This is a genomic window from Micromonospora lupini, from assembly GCF_026342015.1.
Classification (GTDB): Bacteria; Actinomycetota; Actinomycetes; order Mycobacteriales; family Micromonosporaceae; genus Micromonospora; species Micromonospora lupini_B.
In genome coordinates, this window is the sequence record NZ_JAPENL010000004.1 from 93,840 (window position 1) to 115,842 (window position 22,003).

The 22,003-nt window shown below is 70.9% G+C and carries 36 protein-coding genes; 29 read left to right on the top strand and 7 right to left on the bottom strand.

The window, feature by feature from the left end:
- Positions 1–29 precede the first annotated feature (29 nt).
- The 14 genes from OOJ91_RS34095 (at position 30) to OOJ91_RS34160 (ending at position 9,492) form a co-directional block, all read left to right on the top strand.
- Positions 30–1,409 carry a ParB/RepB/Spo0J family partition protein gene (locus tag OOJ91_RS34095; RefSeq protein ID WP_266251780.1) on the top strand — a complete coding sequence of 460 codons (1,380 nt, stop codon included), beginning with the start codon at positions 30–32 and terminating at the stop codon, positions 1,407–1,409.
- 91 nt (positions 1,410–1,500) lie between these two features.
- The gene (locus OOJ91_RS34100; RefSeq protein WP_266251782.1) at positions 1,501–2,502 is read left to right on the top strand and encodes a hypothetical protein; all 1,002 of its coding nucleotides are present in this window, start codon (positions 1,501–1,503) and stop codon (positions 2,500–2,502) included.
- Between the two features lie 270 nt (positions 2,503–2,772).
- Complete coding sequence (locus OOJ91_RS34105; RefSeq protein ID WP_266251784.1) at positions 2,773–3,213, top strand: hypothetical protein; 441 nt, start codon at positions 2,773–2,775, stop codon at positions 3,211–3,213.
- On the top strand, positions 3,206–4,198 hold the full coding sequence (locus OOJ91_RS34110) for a hypothetical protein (protein ID WP_266251786.1): 993 nt from the start codon (positions 3,206–3,208) through the stop codon (positions 4,196–4,198). Before OOJ91_RS34105 ends, OOJ91_RS34110 begins: the two co-directional genes overlap by 8 nt.
- Before the next feature lie 128 nt (positions 4,199–4,326).
- The gene (locus OOJ91_RS34115; protein ID WP_266251788.1) at positions 4,327–4,527 is read left to right on the top strand and encodes a hypothetical protein; all 201 of its coding nucleotides are present in this window, start codon (positions 4,327–4,329) and stop codon (positions 4,525–4,527) included.
- 96 nt (positions 4,528–4,623) lie between these two features.
- Positions 4,624–5,085 (top strand): helix-turn-helix transcriptional regulator, encoded by a 462-nt coding sequence (locus OOJ91_RS34120; RefSeq protein ID WP_266251790.1) that lies wholly within the window; start codon positions 4,624–4,626, stop codon positions 5,083–5,085.
- Positions 5,086–5,219: 134 nt separating this feature from the next.
- On the top strand, positions 5,220–5,981 hold the full coding sequence (locus OOJ91_RS34125; RefSeq protein WP_266251792.1) for an NUDIX domain-containing protein: 762 nt from the start codon (positions 5,220–5,222) through the stop codon (positions 5,979–5,981).
- Between the two features lie 79 nt (positions 5,982–6,060).
- On the top strand, positions 6,061–6,663 hold the full coding sequence (locus tag OOJ91_RS34130; RefSeq protein ID WP_266251794.1) for a helix-turn-helix transcriptional regulator: 603 nt from the start codon (positions 6,061–6,063) through the stop codon (positions 6,661–6,663).
- Positions 6,660–7,316, top strand: a complete 657-nt coding sequence (locus OOJ91_RS34135) for a DUF1643 domain-containing protein (RefSeq protein ID WP_266251796.1) — start codon at positions 6,660–6,662, stop codon at positions 7,314–7,316. Before OOJ91_RS34130 ends, OOJ91_RS34135 begins: the two co-directional genes overlap by 4 nt.
- Before the next feature lie 15 nt (positions 7,317–7,331).
- Positions 7,332–7,616 carry a hypothetical protein gene (locus OOJ91_RS34140; RefSeq protein ID WP_266251798.1) on the top strand — a complete coding sequence of 95 codons (285 nt, stop codon included), beginning with the start codon at positions 7,332–7,334 and terminating at the stop codon, positions 7,614–7,616.
- Positions 7,617–7,688: 72 nt separating this feature from the next.
- Complete coding sequence (locus OOJ91_RS34145; RefSeq protein WP_266251800.1) at positions 7,689–8,069, top strand: hypothetical protein; 381 nt, start codon at positions 7,689–7,691, stop codon at positions 8,067–8,069.
- A gap of 87 nt (positions 8,070–8,156) precedes the next feature.
- Positions 8,157–8,690, top strand: a complete 534-nt coding sequence (locus OOJ91_RS34150) for a hypothetical protein (RefSeq protein ID WP_266251802.1) — start codon at positions 8,157–8,159, stop codon at positions 8,688–8,690.
- Positions 8,687–8,941 carry a hypothetical protein gene (locus tag OOJ91_RS34155; protein WP_266251804.1) on the top strand — a complete coding sequence of 85 codons (255 nt, stop codon included), beginning with the start codon at positions 8,687–8,689 and terminating at the stop codon, positions 8,939–8,941. Before OOJ91_RS34150 ends, OOJ91_RS34155 begins: the two co-directional genes overlap by 4 nt.
- On the top strand, positions 8,938–9,492 hold the full coding sequence (locus tag OOJ91_RS34160) for a hypothetical protein (protein ID WP_266251806.1): 555 nt from the start codon (positions 8,938–8,940) through the stop codon (positions 9,490–9,492). The genes OOJ91_RS34155 and OOJ91_RS34160 overlap by 4 nt, the downstream gene beginning before the upstream one ends.
- Before the next feature lie 2 nt (positions 9,493–9,494).
- On the opposite strand, the gene OOJ91_RS34165 is transcribed toward OOJ91_RS34160, so the two are convergent.
- Positions 9,495–10,157: a hypothetical protein gene (locus OOJ91_RS34165; protein WP_266251808.1), complete on the bottom strand. Its 663-nt coding sequence runs from the start codon at positions 10,155–10,157 to the stop codon at positions 9,495–9,497.
- 220 nt (positions 10,158–10,377) lie between these two features.
- Between OOJ91_RS34165 and OOJ91_RS34170 the strand changes: the two genes are divergently transcribed.
- The 5 genes from OOJ91_RS34170 (at position 10,378) to OOJ91_RS34190 (ending at position 12,563) form a co-directional block, all read left to right on the top strand.
- Positions 10,378–10,563, top strand: coding sequence for a hypothetical protein (locus OOJ91_RS34170; RefSeq protein WP_266251810.1), 186 nt, complete (start codon positions 10,378–10,380; stop codon positions 10,561–10,563).
- Positions 10,560–10,946, top strand: coding sequence for a hypothetical protein (locus tag OOJ91_RS34175; RefSeq protein WP_266251812.1), 387 nt, complete (start codon positions 10,560–10,562; stop codon positions 10,944–10,946). Before OOJ91_RS34170 ends, OOJ91_RS34175 begins: the two co-directional genes overlap by 4 nt.
- Positions 10,947–11,027: 81 nt before the next feature.
- Positions 11,028–11,660, top strand: a complete 633-nt coding sequence (locus OOJ91_RS34180) for a hypothetical protein (RefSeq protein WP_266251814.1) — start codon at positions 11,028–11,030, stop codon at positions 11,658–11,660.
- Entirely contained in the window at positions 11,657–12,115 is a 459-nt protein-coding gene (locus OOJ91_RS34185; RefSeq protein WP_266251816.1) for a hypothetical protein, read from the top strand. The genes OOJ91_RS34180 and OOJ91_RS34185 overlap by 4 nt, the downstream gene beginning before the upstream one ends.
- 64 nt (positions 12,116–12,179) lie before the next feature.
- Positions 12,180–12,563, top strand: coding sequence for a hypothetical protein (locus tag OOJ91_RS34190; protein ID WP_266251818.1), 384 nt, complete (start codon positions 12,180–12,182; stop codon positions 12,561–12,563).
- Positions 12,564–12,622: 59 nt separating this feature from the next.
- Here the strand turns inward: OOJ91_RS34190 and OOJ91_RS34195 are convergent, their stop codons facing one another.
- The 3 genes from OOJ91_RS34195 to thyX all read right to left on the bottom strand — a co-directional run bounded on the left by OOJ91_RS34195 (position 12,623) and on the right by thyX (position 14,727).
- Positions 12,623–13,123: a transcriptional regulator gene (locus tag OOJ91_RS34195; RefSeq protein WP_266251820.1), complete on the bottom strand. Its 501-nt coding sequence runs from the start codon at positions 13,121–13,123 to the stop codon at positions 12,623–12,625.
- A gap of 108 nt (positions 13,124–13,231) precedes the next feature.
- Entirely contained in the window at positions 13,232–13,795 is a 564-nt protein-coding gene (locus OOJ91_RS34200; protein ID WP_266251821.1) for a hypothetical protein, read from the bottom strand.
- A gap of 194 nt (positions 13,796–13,989) precedes the next feature.
- Positions 13,990–14,727 (bottom strand): FAD-dependent thymidylate synthase, encoded by a 738-nt coding sequence (gene thyX, locus OOJ91_RS34205; protein ID WP_266251881.1) that lies wholly within the window; start codon positions 14,725–14,727, stop codon positions 13,990–13,992.
- 473 nt (positions 14,728–15,200) lie between these two features.
- Here thyX and OOJ91_RS34210 point away from each other — a divergent pair, with 473 nt between their 5' ends.
- From OOJ91_RS34210 to OOJ91_RS34220, 3 genes are read left to right on the top strand one after another with little or no spacing between them, the layout of a single operon-like run.
- Positions 15,201–15,476, top strand: coding sequence for a hypothetical protein (locus tag OOJ91_RS34210; RefSeq protein ID WP_266251823.1), 276 nt, complete (start codon positions 15,201–15,203; stop codon positions 15,474–15,476).
- Positions 15,439–15,819 (top strand): hypothetical protein, encoded by a 381-nt coding sequence (locus OOJ91_RS34215; RefSeq protein ID WP_266251824.1) that lies wholly within the window; start codon positions 15,439–15,441, stop codon positions 15,817–15,819. The genes OOJ91_RS34210 and OOJ91_RS34215 overlap by 38 nt, the downstream gene beginning before the upstream one ends.
- A gap of 14 nt (positions 15,820–15,833) precedes the next feature.
- A complete protein-coding gene (locus OOJ91_RS34220; protein ID WP_266251825.1) occupies positions 15,834–16,337 on the top strand; it encodes a hypothetical protein in 504 nt (167 codons plus the stop codon).
- Positions 16,338–16,377: 40 nt separating this feature from the next.
- Here the strand turns inward: OOJ91_RS34220 and OOJ91_RS34225 are convergent, their stop codons facing one another.
- Genes OOJ91_RS34225 through OOJ91_RS34235 form a run of 3 tightly spaced genes read right to left on the bottom strand, consistent with a single transcriptional unit; the run spans position 16,378 to position 18,015 of the window.
- Positions 16,378–17,166, bottom strand: a complete 789-nt coding sequence (locus OOJ91_RS34225) for a hypothetical protein (protein ID WP_266251827.1) — start codon at positions 17,164–17,166, stop codon at positions 16,378–16,380.
- A 14-nt stretch (positions 17,167–17,180) separates the two neighbouring features.
- The gene (locus tag OOJ91_RS34230; protein ID WP_266251829.1) at positions 17,181–17,783 is read right to left on the bottom strand and encodes an RNA polymerase sigma factor; all 603 of its coding nucleotides are present in this window, start codon (positions 17,781–17,783) and stop codon (positions 17,181–17,183) included.
- Entirely contained in the window at positions 17,776–18,015 is a 240-nt protein-coding gene (locus OOJ91_RS34235) for a hypothetical protein (RefSeq protein ID WP_266251832.1), read from the bottom strand. The genes OOJ91_RS34230 and OOJ91_RS34235 overlap by 8 nt, the downstream gene beginning before the upstream one ends.
- A 208-nt stretch (positions 18,016–18,223) precedes the next feature.
- Here OOJ91_RS34235 and OOJ91_RS34240 point away from each other — a divergent pair, with 208 nt between their 5' ends.
- From OOJ91_RS34240 to OOJ91_RS34270, 7 genes are all read left to right on the top strand, one after another.
- The gene (locus OOJ91_RS34240; protein WP_266251835.1) at positions 18,224–18,526 is read left to right on the top strand and encodes a hypothetical protein; all 303 of its coding nucleotides are present in this window, start codon (positions 18,224–18,226) and stop codon (positions 18,524–18,526) included.
- Positions 18,527–18,606: 80 nt separating this feature from the next.
- Entirely contained in the window at positions 18,607–19,257 is a 651-nt protein-coding gene (locus OOJ91_RS34245; RefSeq protein ID WP_266251837.1) for a hypothetical protein, read from the top strand.
- Positions 19,258–19,351: 94 nt separating this feature from the next.
- Positions 19,352–19,915, top strand: coding sequence for a hypothetical protein (locus OOJ91_RS34250; RefSeq protein WP_266251840.1), 564 nt, complete (start codon positions 19,352–19,354; stop codon positions 19,913–19,915).
- 71 nt (positions 19,916–19,986) lie between these two features.
- Positions 19,987–20,664 (top strand): hypothetical protein, encoded by a 678-nt coding sequence (locus OOJ91_RS34255; protein WP_266251843.1) that lies wholly within the window; start codon positions 19,987–19,989, stop codon positions 20,662–20,664.
- Between the two features lie 113 nt (positions 20,665–20,777).
- Complete coding sequence (locus tag OOJ91_RS34260) at positions 20,778–21,161, top strand: hypothetical protein (RefSeq protein ID WP_266251845.1); 384 nt, start codon at positions 20,778–20,780, stop codon at positions 21,159–21,161.
- A complete protein-coding gene (locus tag OOJ91_RS34265; RefSeq protein WP_266251848.1) occupies positions 21,158–21,358 on the top strand; it encodes a hypothetical protein in 201 nt (66 codons plus the stop codon). Before OOJ91_RS34260 ends, OOJ91_RS34265 begins: the two co-directional genes overlap by 4 nt.
- A gap of 81 nt (positions 21,359–21,439) precedes the next feature.
- Entirely contained in the window at positions 21,440–21,913 is a 474-nt protein-coding gene (locus OOJ91_RS34270) for a hypothetical protein (RefSeq protein ID WP_266251851.1), read from the top strand.
- Positions 21,914–22,003 lie beyond the last annotated feature (90 nt).

A 22,003-nucleotide genomic window follows, 5' to 3' on the forward strand; every position in this document is an offset into this window, starting at 1 on the left:
CCGAAACTCCCACTGCCACCACCGAAACCATGACCCTCGTCCAGGTCGACCCCGCGACGCTGATCGTCGGCGCGAACGTGCGCCTCGACGCCCGCCTCGACAAGGACTTCATCGACAGCGTCCGCCAGCGCGGGGTGAAGGTCCCGATCGTGGGCTACCGCGACGACCACGGCCAGATCGTCGTCCTCTACGGACAGCGCCGCACCCTCGCCGCCGTGCAGACCGGCCGGCCCACCGTGCCCGTCGTCATCACCACCGAGCAAGACGAAGCGGACCGGCTGGTCGACCAGCTCGCGGAGAACCACCACCGTGCCGCCCTGACGACCCACGAGGACGCGAAGGCCTTCCATCAGCTGGCCGCGCTCGGCGTGCCCGCCGGCGCGATCGCGAAGCGAACTGCCCGGCCGAAGGGAGTCGTCGACGCCGCGCTGGCCGTGGCAGGCAGCGAGGTGGCCCAGGCCGCGACCCAGAAGTGGGAGTTCTTGGACCTGACCCAGGCCGCCGCCATCGCTGAGTTCGACGGCGACGACGAGGCCGTGAAGGTCCTGGTGATGGCCGCCGAGAACGGCAGGTTCCAGCACGAACTACAGCAGCTGCGCGACGAGCGAGAGTCGAAGCGGCAGCAGGATGCGCTGATCGCCGAGCTGACCGGCAAGGGCCTCAAGGTCATCGACCGGCCGGGAACCATGCACCCCCAGGTCGCGTCGCTGAAGAACCTGAAGATCGGCGCGCGGAAGGCGACCGAGGCCACCCACAAGAAGTGCAAGGGCCACGCCGCGTTCGTGCATCAGGACTACGTGGTCAAGGACGGCAAGGGCGGCTACGAGTGGGTTGTCGGGTACGCCTGCACCAACTACCCGCGCTACGAGCACACCCACGCGTATGTGAACGGGGCAGGCCTGGGCGAGCGGCCGAAGCTCGCCGACATGGACCCGGAGGAGGCCGAGCAGGCCCGCGCCGAGCGGCGTGACGTCATCCAGTCCAACAAGGCGTGGGACAGCGCCCTCAAGGTCCGCCAGGCGTGGCTCAAGGAGTTCGCCACCCGCAAGACCCCACCGAAGACCGCCGCGGCGTTCATCGCCAAGGCGATCGCCTCCTGCGACCACCAGATCCGCACCGCCATGGAGGGCAGCCACAAGTTCGCCCGCGACCTCGTCGGCGTCGAGCACGAGAGCTTCCGCTCCGACCACCACCGCGGCCAGCTCCTGGTCGACCTGTGCACCAGCGAGGGCCGGGCGCAGATGCTGACCCTGGTGATGATCCTCGCCGCGTACGAGGAGAACCTTCCCCGCGACGCGTGGCGCCGCAGCGACCCGGGCCCGTCCGAGTACCTCCGCTTCATCGAGTCGGAGGGCTACGAGCTTTCCGACGTCGAGAAGCGCGCCCGCGACGGCGGCAAGAAGCCCTGACCCATCCCGGCCGGCGCCGCCCAACCCACGCCACGGCGGCGCCGGCCGGCACCTCACCCGTTCTGCAACTGCCCCTGGAAGGAGCCCTTCGGTGGGCGTCAACATGACCCTCGCGAACCCGATCATCGGCCCGGACCGGCGTGAGCACCTGATCCGGGCGGCCGCCGACCGGCTCATCCTCGAGCAGGGCCTCGCCCCCGACGCGGCGCTGCGGTACGCCACCGCGGCGTACGACAACGGTGACCCGATCGTCCTGGTCGCGGTTGGGCAGGTATGGCGGGCCAAACGCCAGCCGCGTGAGGAGGCCGACGCGCCGCGCAACGAGGCGGTCATCGCCGAGGTCGACCGTGAGACCGCCATGGCCTTGACGACGTCCGGGTGGAGCCTGCACTACGGCTGCTACCTCGGCCGCCACTACGACCTCGTCGACTGGCCCGCCGAGCACCCGGCCGTCGCCGAGTACCTCGCCGAGCAGTCCGCGAAACTCCAGACCGCGCAGGCGGAGGCCGAAACCGAGCCGGCCGCCGCGGCCGACGACGAGGACGAGGAGGATCCGCTCGCCGACGGACAGCTGTACCTCATCGTCGAGCGCCGACGCCCGCGCGACTCGGACCGGCCGGGCGTCTTCAACCGGCACCTCCCCATGCTCAGCGACGGATACCTCGTCCACCTCGGCAACGACGGCAAGACACCGTTCACGTTCCTCGACGTGCCCACCTACCTGCGACTGCACCTGCACGACTACCGGGACCGCTGGCCCGAGTGGTACGCCACCAGCTGGAAGGCCAACAACGGCAACCTGGGGATACTCGGCTACTTCAACGACATCAGCGGCGAGTGCGACCTCGACGACACCGCGATCTGCGCGTACCTCGGCTGGTGGCTGTGGCAGCGGGTCCGCGAGGACGCCGCCGGCGAGCACGGCGGCACCGCCGAGGAGTACCACGCGCTCTTCCAGTGGGGCCCCGCCTCCGCCAACCACGTCGTCCCCCTGGTGCAGGGCGCCGACCCCACGCAGGAACTCCCCGCCGACCACCCCCTCAACCAGTGCGCCGGGCAGGTCGACCTGTTCGGCCTCCCGCCCACCGCATGACCGACGTCCTGGTGTGTGCCGGCCGGGCCCGCGACGGCCACGACCGGCCAACCGGCCCGACCTGCGGCCGCACCCTCCACCGAGCCGGCCCGGCCCACATCGAGGAACAGGCCCGGGCCGCCGGCTGGCGGCTCAGCCCCACCACACCGGACGGCGCCCGGACCGCCATGTGCGACCGGTGCGCCCGACCCGACAACGCCGGCCCGGCCACGGCCGCGCCAGCCGTGTACCCCGCCCAGATGCCCCTACTTGACCTACCCGGAGGCCCCGATGGCGCCTGAACGCCTCGCCGAACAGCCCGCAATCGACGTCACGATCACCGCGGCCGGTCGGCCGCACACGCCACCCCAGCGCATCCGCAACGCGGACGGCACCGAAAGCACCCGGATCACCGTGCAGCGGTACTGCCACGACTGCGGCACCCACCTCGGCGACGCCACCGACGCGGAGATCGAGGCCGCGATCGCCGGCGGCCGGCTGCTCGCTTCCGACTGCCCGACGTGCCACCCGAAGGCCGCCCCCACCCCGGCGTCGACTGCGGGGTCCTCGACGGCGCTCACCCTCGACGGCAGCCTCGACGACTACGGCGTCCGGTCGGGCGCCATGCGGTGGGTGCCACCCGAGCGGGCCGCCGCGGTCCGTGCCGCCGCGCCCGGAGACCGGCGCTCCATGCTCCGCCGGCGGAACACCAAGGAGACCTCCCGTGCCTGAGCAGACCAACCACATCATCCCGCCCGTGCCGCAGGAGCTCGTCGACCCCGCCTTCGAGGCCGCCCGGGCGGCGGTCAAGGCCGGCGGGTACACGCCTGGCATCGCCGACAACCACCTCCTGCTCGTCGGGGTCACGGCTGCCCTGGGGCAGCTGCTGTACGCGGACGCCGAGCTGAGGCCGCTGCGCTGCTCCAACTGCGGCAACCCGGTGTCCGCGCCGATGCTCCCCGCGGTCGTCGCAGCGTGGGTGGCCTGCCCCGCCTGCGTCAAGGCCGACGTCGACCAGCCCGAGGAACTGCGGAAGCTACGCGCGCAGGTCGCCGAACTGCAGGACGAGGTGCCGCACCTGGTGCGGATGGGCCCCGGCGGGGCCGGACACTTCGAGGTGGTCATCAAGCGAGGGCCTCGGCTCATCGAGGCGATGGGCGCCGCACTGCGGGACCTCCTCGACGAGCACGCCGGCGAGAACTACGTCGAGACGGACCTGGCGTTCGGCGACGGCACCCACTGCAAGGCGATCTTCGTCCGGCCGACGGGCCTGTCCCCGCACGAGTTGCGGCTGCAGGCGGATCGGGCGCGGAACGAGGCCGAGGCTCGGGCCGCGGCGACCCGGACCATGGCGATCGACGCGAACGCGCGGCTGCGAGAGAAGCTGCTCGCCGCGCTGGGCCTGGAGGACGACGGCACGACTCACCTTGAGGCGTACATCGACCAGCTGGTCGCTGACCGGGACCGGCTCGCCGCCCAAGTAGGCGAGGCCACGCCCGACGAGGACGAGGAGGGGCACGTCCTGGAGCTGCGCGCCGACGGCAGTCGGGTGTTGCGCCACACCGCCGACTGCGAGGTGCTCCGTGAGTGCCCGGTCAGGGCGGTCGTCGACCGTGAGTTCGGCGCCGGTGTGTTGGCCGGGGTGGTGGGCCGGTTCCCGGTGGAGCTGAACGACATCGGCGACCGGCTGTGGATCGGGGACCGGCTTCCCGACTGACGGGTTCGTCGGCGACGGCCCTTCACCGCTTGGCGGTGGGGGGCCTTATGCCATCCCGCCCCAGATCAAAACCCTTGCGTGTGCGTAAGGGTTTTTGATATGATCAAGGGGACAGAGAGGAGGTGAGGATGGAAATCGGAGAGGCTATGCGGCTGATCGCCGAGGAAGCTGAGCGCCAAGGCTTCCTCGTCCGGCAGACCCGCACCAGCATGTGGCACTTCCGCAAGGGCAACGACAACTGGCTCGTTGCCGCGAAGGAACCTGCCCACGTGCTGGAGATCCTGCGGGTCCTGATCAGCGCGGGCCTCGACTGGTCCTTCAAGGACTAGCCGAGGTCGCCGGGACCGGCCACGCGCCGGTCCCGGCCAGCCTCCGATCTCCAAGCGCCCTCACCTCCCCGAACGCAGGGAAAGGGGAACACAACCGTGGACTGGTACGCAGAGGCCGAGTTCACTGGTCCGCTCACGCGGGACCAACTGGAAGAGGCCGCCGGAAGCGCGAACATCGCGCACTACAACGAGCACGCCCAGGTGCTGCGACTGCGCAGCATCCTCGACGCCAAGACCTACACCGACGCCGTCCGTGAGGCGCTCGGCTGGGTCACGCTGCTGCCCGCCGTGCACATGCTCAACGGGCCTGACCGGCTGCTCGTCGAGTCCACCGCCGCCCGCGCCCGGGAGATGGACTTCCTCGGCGCCGCCGAGGTTGCCGCCCGGCTCGGGGTCTCGACCGCCCGGGTACGGCAGTTGGAGGAGCGGCCCGACTTCCCGAAGCCGGTACTGCCGCTCGCCGGCGGCCGGATCTGGCGGGCCGAGGACATCGACGCGTTCAACCGCACCTGGACCCGCAGGCCCGGTCGTCCGTCGAAGGTCGACCCCGAGGCGTAGCCTCGTCTGTCGAAGCCCCGCAGGTATTGGCGTTCTGCGGGGCTTCGCCACGCCCAGGCCGTTGCCCGGGTCGAACGCATCAACTAGAATGCGTGTGTGCGGGTGAGCGACCCGCCAGGAGGAAGGAGCCCGTCATGGGCACATCCAACATCGGCCAGGGCCTCACCTACACCCATCCCAGCGTGCTCGCCGGCATCGCCGCCGGAGCCGCCTGGGCCGACCCCGAAATGGATCCGACCCGCATCGACTGGGCCGAGCGGCGGAACCGCGCCGCGATCCCCTTCGACGTGGTCGACGGGCGCCCGGTGAACCCGTTCGCGCCCACCGGAATCCGGTACGGCCGCCACGAGCTCGGCCACTGGGGCGAGGCCCTGGCCGCCGACGCCCTCGTCAGCGCCACCGTCCGCGGCTACCGGTGGATCCTCATGGTCGAGCGGGACGACGACCACGGCTGGGCGCTACCCGGCGGGCACGTCGACCCCGGGGAGAACCCCGCCGACGCCGCCGTCCGGGAGCTGGCCGAGGAGACCGGGCTGCGCCTGCCCATGGCCGCCTGGCGGGTGTCCGAGCCCCGCTACGTCCCCGACCCCCGTGCCTCCGACGAGGCGTGGATGGTCACCGTGCTGGCCACGACCGACCTCGGCGAGTTCGACGGCCGGGGGCAGCTGCCCGCCGTGACCGGGACCGACGACGCCCGCCGCGCCTGCTGGACCTTCGCACCCTCCTACCGGGCACTCCAGCGGCACCTGCGCCGCCGCTACAACGGCACGGTGTTCCCCGCCCACCGCCCGATGCTCGCCGCCGAACTGCCGCGCCGAGTCCTCCAGGCGGTCCCGTGGCTGCTCCCGCCGGCGGCCGACGCCGCCGTCACCGCGCAGCTCACCGTCCGCCGCTGAGCTGACATCACCGGCGCGCGCCACTAACCCCGCGCGCGCTCTACCTTCCCCGCACCTCCCCAGCGTCGATTGGCACCCCATGCTCGCCACCCCCACGCGGCGGTACCGCTCCCGCCCGCGAGACCCCAACTCCTGGCACAGCCAGGCCGACCACCCCGAGGACCGCGCTGCCCGCGCCGCCCTCGGCGCCGAACTGCGGCAACTGCGGCAGGACCTCGGACTGACCCGGGAGCAGGTCAGCGCCCGCTACGCGCAGCGCGGCTTCGACCCCATCGAGTCCCGATCCCTGTACGCCACCGAGAAGGCCACCAGCTGGCAGATCCGCACCATCCAGACCCTCGCCCGCATGTACGACCGGTGCCTCGACATCGAGATCACCGGCCTGGCCGTCCCGGACGACGGCGACCCGCTCGCCGCCCTGTACGCCACCATGCGCCCCACCGCCGCGGCGGCCGCGGACGAACTGGCCCGCGAGATCCTGATCAACGACCTCACCCGGATCCGCCGCAGCCTCAACCTCACCCAGCTCGACGTCGGGGACGCCTTCGGCATCAGCCGCAACGCGATCTGCGCCTGGGAGAGCTGCGCGCCCGGTGTCACCTTCCGCACCACCCAGCGGATCACCCGCTACTACGGCGGCCGGCTCGCCTTCCACCTGCGCGACGCGGCACCCGCCCGATGACCGGACCCGGCCACCGCTCACCGGGGCGCGGTACCGGCGGCCTCGTCGTCGACCACGACACCCCGGCGTTGGGGGAGACCGCGACCGCGACGTTCGGGCCCGCCCAGGCGTGCCGCCGGCACCCCGAAGGGCCGACCACCGCCTGCGCCGACTGCCACCCGTACCGATACCGGCTCACCCGCGCCTGGAACGAGACCAGGCCGGCCGCGACGTTCGTCATGCTCAACCCGAGCACCGCCGACGCGCTCGCGCTGGACCCGACCGTGCGCCGCTGCCTCGGATACGCCCGCGCCTGGAACTGCGGCGCCCTGCTCGTCCTGAACGTCTTCGGCCTGCGGTCCACCGACCCCCGCGCGCTGCGCCGGCACCCGGACCCGGTCGGCCCGGAAACCGACCAGCTGCTGGACGACTTCTTCGCCCACCAGGCGACGGCCACGGGCGACCAGTTGGGCCACGGTCCGATCATCGCCGCGTGGGGCGCACACGCCACGCACCTCGACCGCGGCCGCCACGTCGCCCACCTCGCCGCCCACCACGGCGTCCAGCTGTCCGCGCTGGCCATCACGAACGCCGGCCACCCCGGACACCCCCTGTACCTGCCCGCGAACGCCCGACCCATCCCGTACGAGCCGCCGGCGCCCGCCGCGGCCTGACCCCTGGAGGATCCCGTGACGCTGACCAAACGACACCGCACCGCAGCCCTGGCCGCCGCCGGCGTGCTCGCACTGACCGCCCTGTTCGGCTGCGACAACAAACTCACCGAGCCGTTCAACGACGCCCCCCGCTCCAAGGTCGAGAACAGCACCCCGGCCGACCTCATCACCTTCCCCGACGGGTTCTCCAACGCGGCGACGAAGTGCGACCACGGCAACCGGATCTACTCCGCGTACCACGGCGACAGCCCGTACGCGGCGATCACCGTGGTGCCGAACGACCCCACCTGCAACCGATAGCCACCACGGCGCGGCCGCAGCACCACGGCGGCCGCGCCGTCCCACTACCCGCCCAGACTCTGTGGAGCACTGATGAAACTGCGCCTCCCGCGGGGCAACACGCAGCGCACGAGCCTCGCCCTGAACCTCGCCGCCGCCGCGCTCACCCTCGCCGCCTTCACCGCCCCCGTCCCGACCGGCGTCAGTCACGGCATCGCGCTGACGTCCCTCGCGATCATCACGGTCGACCTGTTCCCCAGCCGCAGGTTCATGAGCAAGTGGATGGTGGCCCTGCAGGCGACCGTCACCACCGCGGTGTACGTCGTCGCCGCGTTCTACCTCCACGACCAGGGCTTCGTCTGGCTGTCCCGGCTGGCTCTGCTCGGCGCGGCCGTGTCCGTGACGCTCGGCGTGCTGCTCACCCACCCGCAGGGCCACCTGATCCTCGGCCGCCCGGCCGACAAGCACCGGTGAGGCGCCGGCCGTGGCGCTGACCCGCCGCTGCCTCGCCGTCGCCTGGCCAACCACCCAGCACCCCGAACCACGGGAGGTCCCGACCCGATGAGCAACAGCCGCGCCTTCCGCCGCCGCCTGGCCCGCGGACCGAAGGTGGATACCCGCAACGCCTTCACCGTCGCCCACCTCGGCGGGGCTCTGAACGCCTACTACTGCACCACCTGCACCGGCTTTACCGTCACCGTCGACGCGGCGCGGGGCACCACCCCGTCCATGCTCGCTTGTCGCGCCGGCGACGGCAGCTGCGAGCAGATGGCGGTGAGCCTCGGCTACCCGAAGGTGTGGCCGGCCCGCGCCCCGCGGACCCCAGCGTGGGAGTGGTACCGGCCCGGTGAGGACGAGCTGGCCCGCCTCCACCAGGAGCAGCCGGCCGCCTACGGCCACGTCGTGCAGGGCGGGCTGCTGCTGCGCGCGTACCGGGCCGGCCGTGGCCACCAGCCGGTGCAGGCAGACACCAGGCTGGCGCCGGCCGCCCCCGCGACGGTCGTAACCGACGCCGACCTCACACCGCCCGGACCCGACCTGCTCTCCAGCATCAGCGACGCCATCGAGCGGACGGCGTGGGAGGCGATCCAGTGAGCACGGCCAGCAGCGCCATCGAACAGCTCCGGATCGGCCTCGCCGACCGGGGCATCACGGTGCCCGACACCGACGACCCCACCGACGCCGTGACGGCCGCCCTCGACGCGATCGACCACCTCCGTCGGCCGATCGCGAGCATCGCCAACGCCGCGGCGGTGGGAGTCCATCTGCACTTCACCCCTCGTCCGCCGGAGCGGGTCCTCGTGCCCGTCCCGTACGACCCCCGCACCGGCCGGATGCTCGCGTGACCGCCATCGTCGGCCTCGTCCACCAGGGCGCGGTGCACATCGGCGGGGACTCCGCCGGCGTCGGTCCCGGCTGGTCATCCAGCGTCCGAGCCGACGCGAAGGTATTCAGGGCCGGCCCGTACCTGATGGGTTTCACCGACAGCTTCCGCATGGGCCAGCTGCTCCGCTACGCCCTCGACGCCCCCCGGCCGCCGACCGGCACGGACCGGCTGGAGCGGCACATGGCCACCACATTCGTCGACGCCGTACGCGCCTGCCTCGACAAGGGCGGATGGCTGTCCCGCGACCGCGGCCGCGAGGAGGGCGGCAGCTTCCTGGTCGGCGTCAGTGGACGCCTCTTCCAGGTCTGGGGTGATTTCCAGGTCGCCCAACCAGCCGACGGGTACGCCGCGGTGGGCTGCGGCCAGGACATCGCCCTCGGCGCCCTGTACGCCACCGCCGGCCAGCCGCCGGGCCGGCGGATCCGCACCGCTCTCGAAGCCGCCGCGCACTTCAGCGCAGGGGTGCGCGGACCGTTCGTTCACTTGCACCAGCGAGCCGTGAGCCGGTGACTCTAGGGCGGTGGTGGCTGTGCCGGCGTTTCGACTAGGTAGCCCTCAGCGTTACGTAGCCAGCGCCTCCCTGCGGTGTCGCGGAAAATGACGCTGACCTCTATGCGATGCCACAACAATGAGTGCTCGGCCTCCGCGGTCAGGTAGGGCCGTATCGGAACGCTCACAATCCCTCGGTGAGGAGGGACGGTGCCGATCGAGGCCACACCGCGGCTGGTACGAAGAGGAGCATCAGCCCACGGGTCCGCGCGAATGTGCGCCTCATCGGGATATACGACGACGAAGTGAAGCTCCGCGTCGTGTACGGGGAGGTTGGATGCATTGAGCAGGTGCCCGGCCCCGTCAACCGGCAGGACAATTCCCGGCCAGATCTTGCGCCCGCGTGCATCAGTGTCTATCTCTTTCGGCGGGGTCGACGTGTCAAACCACACGGAGACGAGCTGGGCCTGGCCGCGTCGCTCGATCTCGGCACGTTCGCGACGGTCCTCCTCCGCCCGCTGGTCGCGGCCGGACTCGATCTGGTACACCCGGAAACCGACGAGGGATGCTGTCAATGCGAGGACGACGGTGGCGACGTTGGCGATCGCGCCGATCCACGTCGCCAGGTCGCCGAGCTCAGCCCGGGCGAGCAGCGTCGCAGGCCAGACGTAGGGCGACAGGAACACAGGGCTGAGGGTACGAGCGGTCTGCCACCTGGCCTGAACGGTGTCGCCCCGACGCGGCGTGCCACGTCCGCCGTCATCCGCCTCACCAGCCACCACCTCCGCGCCGCGCAGTACGCTCAGTCCCGCTCGACCCGCGAAACGCGGCCCCCAACCTGACGCGGGTTGGGGGCCGCACCACGTCGTGGGTGACTACCCGCCTGACCAGGGGTATTCTGCGGACATGGCCAGCCACGAACCGGACACCGGCACCGACACCACGGCGATGCTCGCCGCAGTCGGTATCGAGGTGACCGAGGAGGGTAAAGCGCGCGCCCGGCGCCGCCTGGACGATGCCCGCGACCGGTGGACGCCGGCGCTGGAGGCGGAGGCCCGCGAGCAGCTCGGCCTGCCGGCCCGCGCCGCGTGACCGACCCGACCGTCAGGGTCGTCCTCGACTCCAGCGCCATCGTCGCGTTCTGCCGCGAGTCCATCGGCGTGGGTGAGGTCATCGCCGAGGTCGCCGACGAAGAGGGCTGCGTGGTCGGCCTGCCGGTGCTGTGTCTCGCGGAGGCGGCTCGTGTCGTCACTGACCAGGACCGTCTGGCGTTGCTCGTCAGTCACCGCGCCGTCGAGGTGCTCAGCCCGGATCCGGACAGCTGGCAGGCCCTCGCGGTCACGCTGGACACCGTGGGCCGGGTCGACGCGGCCACGGCAGTGCTCGCAGCGATCGACCTGGGGTGTCACGTCTTGAGCGGCCAGCCCGGCCTGTACGGCGGTATCGCCGGCGGCGGCCCAGTGATCGGTATCTAACTCTATAGCCGGCTTGACTGATTCCTATAGTCAGCTATAGAGTCTGATTGTCGAGAGCGACGGCAACCTCAGGAGACCGCAATGGCAACCTTCACCGTTCAAATCGAGGCCGGGAACGCCGACGGCAGCATCTGGCAGGCACTCCACCCCGCCGAGACCGTCGAGAGCGACGAGGACGACACCACGGCCGCGCAGTTCGCGGCCGCCGTCGCCGCTGACCAAAACCTCGCGGAGGGCAGCAACTGGCGAGTCCGCGTTTGGACCGGTCCCGATGCCGACACAGGTACGGAGCCGGCCGCCGAGCACGCCGCCGGGACCAGCATCGACGACCTCGCCGCAGTCATCCGCGACCTGCACGGCATCGGTACGCTCGACGCCGCCCGCGACGTAGTGACCGTCCACGTCGATCAGATCCGGGACGACGCTGACCTCTGGGACGACATCACCCTGACGCTCACGCCGGCAGGCGTAGAACTCGTCACCACCGCGATCGAGAAGAGCTACAGCATCGGAGCGGTGGCCACCCGGACGGCCCAGCTGCTCGTGCAGCTGGAGGAAACCGCCGCCCAGATCGGCGCGCTGGCCGAGCGCCGCGACACCCTGATCAGGGCCCTGATGAAGACCGAGCTGCGCCGCGACGACATCGCCAGCGCAGCCCGCCTCACCCCGGCCCGGCTGTACCAGATCCGCAACGCCGCCGAGTCCCCGCAGTGAGAAGCGACGTCATCCTGGTGCGGGCTGGGGACTCGCGGTACGAGGAACTCCTCGGCCAGATCCGCACCGATCAGCTACTGCTGGCCCAAATGTGGGCCGACGCCGAGCACCGCCTCGATGAGCGGCCGGACAAGGTTTGGTCCGTAGCGATCGTCCATGATGGGCGAGGGTGGGTGCCTGCGGCGTGGGCTGCGGCCGTGGCTGAGGCCGACGTCTTGCGGTGCTCCGACAACTATGAGCGCCATGGCTACCGAGGGCGCGACTTGTACGCCGCGGCGTATGCCCATCGGCATGCCACCGTGGTTCAGCCGAGCGGGCTGCCTGGGGAGACGTATCTGTTCGCCCAGCCGATCCCGCTGCATGAGGCCGACGGCTGGCACCGTACCGGGCTGTCAGGCGTGTCTGTCGAGGCCGCCGAGCCGCACCAGTGGTGGCAACTGCGCCGCGCGGCATGACCCCCGAGTGTCCACCCCGGCAGGTCAGCGACCCTATCGAACGCATGTTCGATAGGGTCGCATCGTGTCCGAGTGGGTACGCCGCTGGCAGGTCGACGTCCGATGGCGTCCCGGCCTGCCCGGCGACCGGCTCTCCGCCCGCCGGGTCGACAGCGTCGCCGCCGTCGGCCGCCTGGTCGCCTGGGCCCGCGCGCACCCCGACGTCACCGCCGTCAAGCACCGGCCGGTGCGGGAACTCGTCGGCGACCCGCCGGCGACGTGCCGGCGCGGCCACCCCTACGACGGCGGCTCCGCCACCCGATCCGCCCGCGGCTGGCTGAACTGCGACTGCGGGGGACACCTGGTGCTCGCCTGCCGGTGGGGCGACTGCGGAGACGTCCAGCAGGACCCGCCGATCGGTCCGGACTGCGCCCCGAGACGCGAAGCGGCGCCCCCGCCGTCAGGCTGAGGGCGCCAGGTACAGCGAAGCCCTCCACCTTCAAGGTGGAGGGCTTCGTGCTGCGCCGGTCAGAGTGCGATGACCACCGCGCTGAAGAACAGGAACGCGATGTGCCAGGACTGGTCCAGGGCGTAGGCGCCGGTGCCCAGCGACGGGTTGTCGTCCCGCCCGGCCCGGGGCAGGCCCAGTTGGTAGAAGCCCCCGGAGCCGAGCCGCTCGGCGATCGCCCGGAACGGCACCCGCCGGTCGGCGAGGTAGTGGGTGCCCAGGTTGATCGCCATCCCCACGGTCAGGGACAGCGGGGAGAGCCGGAGCCCGAAGGCCGCGACCAGCACGGCGATTCCGGCCAGTTGGGTGAGCCCGTAGGTCGCGACGTGCTTGACGCAGTACCAGCGGGACCGTCGCGTCGAGCAGTGCTGGTGCCGGCCGGTGCCGTGGTCGGGGTCGCAGCCCTTGTGGTCGGCCTGGTTCTGGGTCTGCACCCAGTGGTCGGCGGCGGGATGCAGGGCGTACGTCGCGGCGAACACCGCGGCGAACGTGACAAGGCTGCTCATCGTGGCGTAGTTCATGGTGGTCCTCCCCAATCAGGCGGGTCGCTCACCCGCACACATTGACGATAATTCGCGTCTTGTGTCATGGCAACGGTCTGTCTCCCTACCGACACGTGCGTTGCGCGACTACCCGCCCTCACCGCAGTCACCAGCAGACTCCCGCGTGCCAGGCACCTCGGTAGCGAGCACGTTCAATGGGAACGTGGCGAAGATGAGGTCACCGCTGTCGTGCTCCAGCCCGGTCCGCGACAGGAACCACGACCTCGTCGGGTCGGTGAACTGCACTCCGACGTCGGGGTCACGCCTGCGCCAGAACTCCTCGTCACTAGGCAGAGTCTGCAGGCTGAGCGTGAGCACCACACAGGGTGGGGCGTCCGTCAAGAGGGAGTAGACCTGCGGCTGTGGCGTCGGTTGGCCGCTTGTCGCCACGGCGATGAGGTTGATCGCGCGGATGGGGACAGGCGAGCGGTTCTGCAACTTCAGCCGGCCGGGCTGCCCACCCGTGGTGGGGTAAGTCAACCACCAGAAGGCGACCCGGGAGGCGTACCTCTGCTCGTACCGGTCGCGTTCCAGCTGCGCCATCTCCAGCTGCGTGCGGTTGATGTCCTGCTGGTCCCTGTAGGTAACGCCGGCGACGATCAGCGCTGGGATCGCGACCGCCACCGCGCACAGACCAGACAACGCCTGCACCCAGTCGATGACCTTGGATCGCTCGCGCGGCTGTTGCGATCCCCGGCGTCGAGACGGCAGAACTCGGCGCCGTGGCCGCTGTCGAACCACCATCTACTCCCCCCACTCCCAAGGCCGACCCTCAATGGTGAGACCTAGCCGCCAACGCACGCATACCGTGCGGCCCTGTCGTCTCGGTGGTCCCGGCGTACGCGTCACTCCGCGTGCGGGGTGGCCGCCACCTCCGTACCGTCCGGCAAGGCCGAGATGACGAAGTCGGCGAAGACGTTCGGCGCCGCCGTCTGGAGCTGGCGCAGGCACTCGACGGCCAGCTCACGGATCTCCACGTCGGCGTGCTCGGTGGCCCGCATCGCGACGAAGTGCCGCCACGCCCGGTAGTTGCCGGTGACCACGATCCGGGTCTCGGTCGCGTTCGGCAGCACCGCGCGGGCCGCCTGCCGGGCCTGCTTGCGACGCAGTGTCGGGTTCGGCTCGTCGGAGAAGCGCTGCTCGAGACCCTCCAGCAACTCGGTGTACGCCCGCACGCTCGCCTCGGCGGCCTCGGTGAAGCGCTTGTGCAGCTCGGGGTCCTCGGCGATGACCGCCGGCTCGACCATGGCCGCGTCCCGCTCCGGGACGTAGCGCTGCGAGAGCTGGGAGTACGAGAAGTGGCGGTGCCGGATCAGCTCGTGGGTGAAGGAGCGGGAGACCCCGGTGAAGTAGAAGGTGACCGAGCCGTGCTCCAGCACGCTCAGGTGGCCCACGTCGAGGATGTGCGCGAGGTAGCCGGCGTTGGTGGCGGTCGCCGGGTTCGGCTTCTTCCACGACTGGTAGCAGGCCCGCCCGGCGAACTCGGCGAGCGCCTGGCCGCCCTTGGCGTCGGTCGACCACGGGACGTCGTCGGGCGCCTGGAAGTGGGTGTAGGCGATGAGCTTGACCTGGGGCGAGGCGATCGTGGTCACGGCGCTGGTGGCCCTTCTGCGGGGATGGGAAGGCGGGGCCGGGCCGGCGGACGTCGACGATGCCGGCCCGGCCTCCGGCCGTGTGGCCGGAGCGTGGGGTCACCGCGTCGACTCGGTGGGGGTGTTGGCGTTCGGGCCGGCAGGGTAGCGGCCCGAGCGGGTCAAGGGCGCGTTGGCCAGCGCGGCCGGGGGTAGGGGGCGCGACCTGCGTGTTCTTCACAAACATGATAGACTTACTGTGTGCGGGTGAGCGACCCGCAGACGGAGGAGTGACTATGGCAGCACATCGCCACCCCCAGCGCTCGTGGGCCTGGATGGCCGTCGCACTACTGATCCTCGCCACACTCGCCTGCATCGGCGGGAGCCTGGCCGCGCTCAACGACTGAGTAGCAGGAGACGTAAAACGGGGCCGGCCAGCACAGTGGGCCGGCCCCGACCCATCCAGCCACCAGCGAGGAGGAGCCGTGGACAAGCCCCGGCAGACGTACAACGGCGGATGGTGGATCGACCTGACCCCCGCCGACCCCGGCGTGATCCTTGAGGTCTGGCGACCCGGAGCCACCGGTCCCGAGTATCACCCCACCCACCACGACATCCCGTTCGCCACGAACGGCGACGCCCTGCGCTACCTGCGCAAGCAGGGATTCAACCACCCTGACATCGGCACGCGGGTGAGCGACCCGCAGCACGAGGAGGACCCCGATGGCACCACCAGCCCTGACTCCGATACCCCGCGCTGAGCGCACCACCCGCATCGTCGTCGTCCTCGACGGCGTCGCCCACGAGGTACGCACCAGCGCCGCCCCGCTCGTCGCCGGCCGACCGTTGGCCGCCTACGTCCCGGGCTGGCGCGGCACCTGCCCCGCCTGCCTCGCCGGCGACGTCGCCGGCGACGTCATCTGCCGGGTGGCCGTCGACCCCACCGCCGGCCGTCCAACCATCCTGATCGAGGACCTGGCCGTCGCCTTCACCCCGGCCGCCGCCACGGCCGCCGCGCTGGAAGCCCGACGAACCCGGCGACCGCTCACCGCCGCGTACCTGCGGCAGTCCCTGTACGCCTGCGGCCACCGCGACCTCGTCTGACCATGGAGCAGCCCATGACCAAAACCGAACCCACCACGCTGGCCGACCCGGTCCAGGTGCGGATCACAGCGACCGCCGCTGACGGCACCGGCGCCCAGCTGGAAGTCGCTGGCACCGTCCTGGAGTTCCCCCGCGACGAGTGGAACGCCTGGACCAAGGACGAACGCGACAACGCGTGCGCGGAGGCAGCGTGGGAGGCCGCCAACCGGCGTACCCAGGTCGAGTGGGAGCCGCTGAACGCGTCCCTCACCGACCCTACGGTTGGCCCTCCGCCGCCGCCTGAGCCGGAGCGGGTCACCGTCCGGTGGACCGTCAGCGAGAACCACGAGGCGACCGTGCCGTTCGCCGAGCTCTTCGACTACCTCGTCGAGAAGGAGCGGATCCCGCACGCCGCGCCACGTACCCTCGCCACCCTGACCGAGTGCGACCTTGAGGGCTGGGCCGCCGACCAGGAGGACAACAGCACGTACGACTCGACCGGCGAACGGGAGATCGACGAGGTCGTCGAAGCCGGATGACCGAGACGGGCCGGGCGGGGGCCGCCCCCCGCCCGGCCGGTCACAGCAGCATGTCGACGAGGTCGTCCGAGGGATCGAACAGCCGCGCGATGGGCAGACGAAGGTCGGACGCCTCTTCCGATATCGCGACCAGGCTCCGAACTGCGAATCTGAGGTCCCATGGGAGAAGCTCAGCCAGGACACGAGCCTTCAGAATGTGCCACATTGTCACGCATACCTCAGATGCGCGGTCAACCACGCTCACCGCCTGGCTGCGGGTCACAAGTCGCTCTTCCAGGCTGCGCACGAGCGACTCAAGCTCCCCTGCCGACCGCAATGCGGTCGACATGGTGTCGGCGTAGAGGCTGTCCTCGATGAGCGCCACCCCGTCGGACTGGCGGATTTCCTCCAGGGTGTCCACCATGTCCACGGCCAAGCACCGGAGCCGGTCCAGAACGTCCATCGGCCCCCAGGACCGTGACTCGCGGTGAGTCTCGAAGACCTCGTAGAAGTTGGGCGCGCGGACCTCCGCGTCGCACGTCGCCGTGGGGCCGGGGATTTTCGCCCACCCGTCGAGTTGCGCGTCAGACGGACCAACAATGTCGGCCAAGCCCGCTTCGACGTCGAACTTGCCGGCCTGGGCCTCGATCGCCCCGCGGTAGTGCTCCGCGAGCAGGATCTCCCGAAGGCCCACCTTGACGTCCCACGTCTGGTTAAGCCGCCGCTGGATCTCGCCGAGAGCAGCCTGGCCCGCCGCGTCCACCGCCTCGTCGTTCCACCGCCGGACGAGCGACTCGGGGCCGGAGGTCCCGGGACGGCCGTTCGGCGTTCCCGTGGTCCGGTCGCTCATATCCACCCCCTCGCTCACTGGTCATCCGAATCTTGAGCCCGCATGAACTGGGCGAGTTTGCGTCTGGCCTTCCACAGGCTGCTGCGCACCGCCTCCGGAGTCACTTGGAGCTCCGCGGCGATCTCGGCCGGCTCGTACTCTTCGTAGGCCCACAGCAGCATCTGACGCTGGCGCGGCGGGAGCTTCTGCAGGGCCGTCATGAAGTCCTGCAGGGTGTCCGACGCGGCGAAGGCGGAGGCGTCGCCCTTACGCGGGATCCGGTCCTCAATGTCCTCCACCGGTAGCATCTGGCCTTTGGCGAGGCGCTCAACGCACAGACGGGACGCGGTCCGTCGCGCCCAGGCCCTCGGGTGCTCGATGGTGGACCACCTCTCGTACGCGAGGCGCATCGTGTCCTGCGCGACGTCATAGGCGTCGGCCTCGGAGGCCCAACCGTGCAGGATCAGCCAGGCGCCCAGGCGGGTCATGAACTCCTTGTAGAAGGCGCTGAACTCCCTGCGAATCCGCTCTTGTTCGGACGGGACGGGGTCCAACTGGGTCGCCGCCTGGTCGACTACCCAGTACGAGTCGAAGAGTCGCGCCGGCGGCTCTGCCCGCTCGGTCGTCTTGTCATCCACGGCGGTTCCCGCTGCCCGCCGCGGCGGGCACTGTCAGGGTGATGCATGACCCGTCGGCGCGCTGGTCGCGCAACCGGCCGCCGCCGGGCAGCGCCTCGGCGATCGCGATCAGCGAGTCACCGCGGGCCTTCTCGTGACTCACCCGCCAGCGGGCGCGGATCCACAGTGCCAGCAGCCCGGTGAGGCTGGTGATCACGGCGACCGTGAGTCCACCCAAGCCGAATACGTCCACTGATCCCTCGTTCTTCTTCGGGGCCGCGCGGGGGTGCGCGGTCGCTGGTAGGTAGAGGGCGAAACGGGGGTCAGCGTGAACCGCCGTTTCCAAGATCTTTTGAGGCGTTGCCGCTGGCCGGTGGGTGCGGCGTGGTTTGCGTGGGTCGATCAACTTTGCTAAACTATATGTGTGCGGGTGAGCGACCCGCCCTAGTTTGGGAGGCAAAATGACCAACCTGGCCGAGAACAAGTACCGCAGCTCCTACGCCCACGACATCCTCGTCTGCCTGCGCGCACTCGGCCTCTACACCAAGCTCGACCGCGACGGCAGCAAGGTCCGCGTCCGCGTGCACCTCAGCCGCCGCGAGCAGGACCGGTTCCTGCTCGTGGTCCCGACCCGGGGCGAGCGGTACCGGGTGACGCACGGCAGCCACCGGCTGACGCCGCTCGACGCCCGTCTCGGCGCGCAGCTGCCCCACGACGTGGCCAAGGAGTTCGCGGGCCGCATCGCCACCACCCTCGCGATCTGACCACCAACGGCCCGACCCCCACGCCCCGGGGGTCGGGCCGGCTCCGTGTCCACACACCTCTCCTCCCCTCCGGAGTGTTCGTGAACGTCTCCACCCAGCAGATCCACCGCCACCTCATCGACAACTTCCACGGTACGGACGTGGCCGACGAGATCGCCGCTGTCTGCGTCACCCTCCACGACCAGGGCTACGCCGTCAGGGGCTTCGCCACAACCGGCGCACGCGACCGGGTCGCCCGAATCATCCGGGCCGCGTTCGACGCCGAGTCCGACACGATGACCGGCCGCGTTGTGGCCGAGGGCACCACCGTCCACGTGCAGATCGGCCCGGCCTCCACGCCGCAGCCAGCACCGTTCAGCACCGCCGAGCAGGCCGAGGCCGTGGCCACCCTGGGCGCGCTCGCCGAAACGTTCGTCCGTGCCGCCGGCGCTGGCGACGACCAGGCCGCCGAGCGGGCCGCCCTCCGCACCGTGGACCAAGTCCTGCACCATCTGCCCGCCGGTAGCGCCTGGACGAGGGCAACACGAATCGCGCCCGGCTTCTACCCGTCGCGGATGAACGGCTCAGCCTGTCTGGTCGGTGACCAGCTGGGCGAACCCCGCCAGCTGACCGCCCACCACGAAGGACCGGGCGCGGTCATCGTGGCCGGCGTGCGGATCACCAACCCCGACGATCTCGAAGGGCTCGGCCGGCACCTGCAAGAGATGGCCGAGCGGATGCGCGCGGGCTGACGAGCGCGACGGCGGGCGTCTCGGTGCACCGCCGAGGGCGCCCGCCGCCGCAGGCCCGACCACCCCGCAGACACAAACCATCAGGAGCAGCACTGTGCAGACTCACCCAACCGCCGCGACGCCGATCCCGCTGCGGCTCCTCCACAGGCCCGTCGTCGCTGGCCTGGCTGTCCCGTGGATCACCGCCCGGACCCCGAACGGCCCGTACCGGTTCGGCGCGGTCGACACCGGCCGCGCCGCCGCGGCGCTCGAACGCCGCTGGTGCCAGATCTGCGGGCAGCCGTTGGACGCCCGGTTCGTGTTCGCGATGCGAGACCGCGACGTCGATCGCAGCATCGCCGCCGAGGCCGCCATGCACCCGGAGTGCTTCCGGTACTCAACCCAGGCGTGCCCGATGCTGGCCGGGAGCATGAGCCACTACCGATCGACCGCGCGTGGTGGCGACCTTGCGGGCATCAGCGCCATCCTCGGCGACCCGCACGGCGTGAGGGCAGGGAAGCGCGCCGAGCGCTGGCACGCGGTGTGGGCGCGGGACTACATCGTCTTCGACGATCCCCTCACCGGGCTGGCGGCGGCGCTGCTGCGGCCGCACCACATCGTGCGCGTGCGACCGCTCGCAACCTGGGCGCAGGGGAGCGGGGCTGGTCGGCTGCTGTAGTGCGAGCGGGCCCAAAACGTGCTAAAATATGTGTGTGCGGGTGAGCGACCCGCCAGGATGGAGAGTTCAGCATGACCTCTGCTGTCAGCTTCAACCAGGCAGCGTTCCGCCAGTGGATGCGGACCCTCGACGAGTTCGGGCAGGCACGCCTTCTACGGGGCACCGCCGACAGCGAATACAGCGATGCGCTGGACAACGCCGCGAACCTGGTCGAGACGGCCATCCACGAACTGCGCGAAGCGCCCGAGGTCTGGAGCTACCGGCCCGGCGTCACCGACGTCGACATCTGGCTCACCGCCGACTCCGAGACGGCCGACGGCGGCGGCCTGGTCGTGGTCACCGTGGACGGCGTCGAACTGTCCGCCGCGCACCTCCAAGCCGGGGACCTCATCTACGCCGACACGGACGACGGAATCGTCCGGATGGACAGGGGCGAAGCCGCCGCGATGGCCCTCACCGCCGTCGCGAACGCCGCGAACACGGCCGTCGCCGCCTATGAGGCCACCACCGGGCACGGCGGCCAGGTCGTCGAGCGATCCCTGATGATCCACGGCATCACCACCGAGGAGCAGTTCCGCGCGTTGGAGACCCACCTGGGTCACAGCCACGGCTGGATGGGCCGCTTCAAGGGCGGGCACAGCGGCATCCTCCTCGACCAGGTCGACAACGACCTCAACCTCGCGATCAGTTGGGCACTCACCAACGGACTCACCGTCGAGCAGACCCGCACCACCCGCCTCATCCCCTGACCACCTCGGCCGGCCCGGCCCCGCACCGCGAGACCCGGGCCGGCCTTTTCTCGCCCCTTTCAAGCCCTTTGGAGTGCGTCTTGAGCATCCCCATCACACGGCAGTTGTCTCACGTGACCGCCACGCTCGTCCTCGCGACCGACCAGCCGCCGTCCGACCTCGACGAAGCCGACGTGCGGGCACTGATCGCCGGATCCGCGATCCAATTCGCGACCGTCGCCGAGGGGGTCGCTCCGGAGGCGATCGCCGCGGGCGCCGACCCGACCAGCTGGAGCATCACCGCGCCGGCCAAACCGGGTCCGGCCGTGAGCGTCGACCGGGCCGCGCTGGAGGAATGGCTGCGGGAGGTGTACGTCCCCGCCTACGGGCCGCTGGGCGAGTTCGACGGCGACGCCGCCGACGTGGCGTACCTAGTCCAGGTCCTCCACGACGACGGAGACGAGGTAGGTGCCGGCGGGACGTGGTTGACGGCATCTCGGCCATTCACGCCACCGTGACCGACGACGGGGCGCTCATCGTCTCCGTCGACGTCGGCGAGCACCTGCGCCTGGCCACCATCCCGCAGGAGGGCAAGGCCTTCAGGTCGTCCGATGGCGAGCGGGAGTTCATGGACGGCCACGACCTGGCGGTGTACGCGCTTGAGGTCGTCGCGCAGCTGGTCGACGAGGCGTGGCAGGCGTACCAGGCCAGGTAGACGGGGTGGGGTCGCGGGCATGATCACCACCTGCTAAACTAAATGTGTGCGGGTGAGCGACCCGCCAATCAGGAGGATCTCATGTCCGCGACCACCGTCCCCTTCTTCGCCGTCGACGACTTCGTCGTCGTCAAGCCCGAGTACGCCCGAAAGTCCGACAAGGGCGTCGTCTACAAGGTCGTCAGGGTCATGCCCGTCAACCTGCTGCTTGAGCCGGTGGGCGGCGGCCCCCGGGTCCGCGCCAACCCGACGCAGGTGGACAAGGCTCCGGCGAGCATGGCGGCCGAAGCGGCCGCTCGGGCCGTCGCCGCGCCGGTCGTGGGGCCGCTGCCCCTGGCCAAGGTCGTCATGGTGTCCGGCCTCGGCTGGAAGGAACCGGTCGAGCGGCTATACGTCGTGATCAAGGACAACGGCGACCAGGTGAACGTCGCGGTGCTGGGCGGCGACGAGGAGAAGCCGGGCCGCTACTGGCGGGTGCCCCGGCCTTTCATCAAGCCGGTCGAGATCGAGAGCGTGGCGCTCAAGCCCCGTCAGGAGGCCGTGACCGGCAGATGACCAACCCCGGCGCGCGGCGCTGGTCGACCACTCGTCGGCCAGCGCCGCGGCGTGTACCGGGCGGGCCTCGGACTGCGGTGGCTGACGGCA

Bases quoted from the DNA above. Each gene is read 5' to 3' on its own strand.
- OOJ91_RS34095 (WP_266251780.1), top strand. From the start codon at position 30: ATGACCCTCGTCCAGGTCGACCCCGCGACGCTGATCGTCGGCGCGAAC.
- OOJ91_RS34105 (WP_266251784.1), top strand. From the start codon at position 2,773: ATGGCGCCTGAACGCCTCGCCGAACAGCCCGCAATCGACGTCACGATC.
- OOJ91_RS34115 (WP_266251788.1), top strand. From the start codon at position 4,327: ATGGAAATCGGAGAGGCTATGCGGCTGATCGCCGAGGAAGCTGAGCGC.
- OOJ91_RS34125 (WP_266251792.1), top strand. From the start codon at position 5,220: ATGGGCACATCCAACATCGGCCAGGGCCTCACCTACACCCATCCCAGC.
- OOJ91_RS34130 (WP_266251794.1), top strand. From the start codon at position 6,061: ATGCTCGCCACCCCCACGCGGCGGTACCGCTCCCGCCCGCGAGACCCC.
- OOJ91_RS34135 (WP_266251796.1), top strand. From the start codon at position 6,660: ATGACCGGACCCGGCCACCGCTCACCGGGGCGCGGTACCGGCGGCCTC.
- OOJ91_RS34145 (WP_266251800.1), top strand. From the start codon at position 7,689: ATGAAACTGCGCCTCCCGCGGGGCAACACGCAGCGCACGAGCCTCGCC.
- OOJ91_RS34150 (WP_266251802.1), top strand. From the start codon at position 8,157: ATGAGCAACAGCCGCGCCTTCCGCCGCCGCCTGGCCCGCGGACCGAAG.
- OOJ91_RS34170 (WP_266251810.1), top strand. From the start codon at position 10,378: ATGGCCAGCCACGAACCGGACACCGGCACCGACACCACGGCGATGCTC.
- OOJ91_RS34180 (WP_266251814.1), top strand. From the start codon at position 11,028: ATGGCAACCTTCACCGTTCAAATCGAGGCCGGGAACGCCGACGGCAGC.
- OOJ91_RS34195 (WP_266251820.1), bottom strand. From the start codon at position 13,123: ATGAACTACGCCACGATGAGCAGCCTTGTCACGTTCGCCGCGGTGTTC.
- OOJ91_RS34215 (WP_266251824.1), top strand. From the start codon at position 15,439: ATGGCACCACCAGCCCTGACTCCGATACCCCGCGCTGAGCGCACCACC.
- OOJ91_RS34220 (WP_266251825.1), top strand. From the start codon at position 15,834: ATGACCAAAACCGAACCCACCACGCTGGCCGACCCGGTCCAGGTGCGG.
- OOJ91_RS34225 (WP_266251827.1), bottom strand. From the start codon at position 17,166: ATGAGCGACCGGACCACGGGAACGCCGAACGGCCGTCCCGGGACCTCC.
- OOJ91_RS34240 (WP_266251835.1), top strand. From the start codon at position 18,224: ATGACCAACCTGGCCGAGAACAAGTACCGCAGCTCCTACGCCCACGAC.
- OOJ91_RS34255 (WP_266251843.1), top strand. From the start codon at position 19,987: ATGACCTCTGCTGTCAGCTTCAACCAGGCAGCGTTCCGCCAGTGGATG.
- OOJ91_RS34270 (WP_266251851.1), top strand. From the start codon at position 21,440: ATGTCCGCGACCACCGTCCCCTTCTTCGCCGTCGACGACTTCGTCGTC.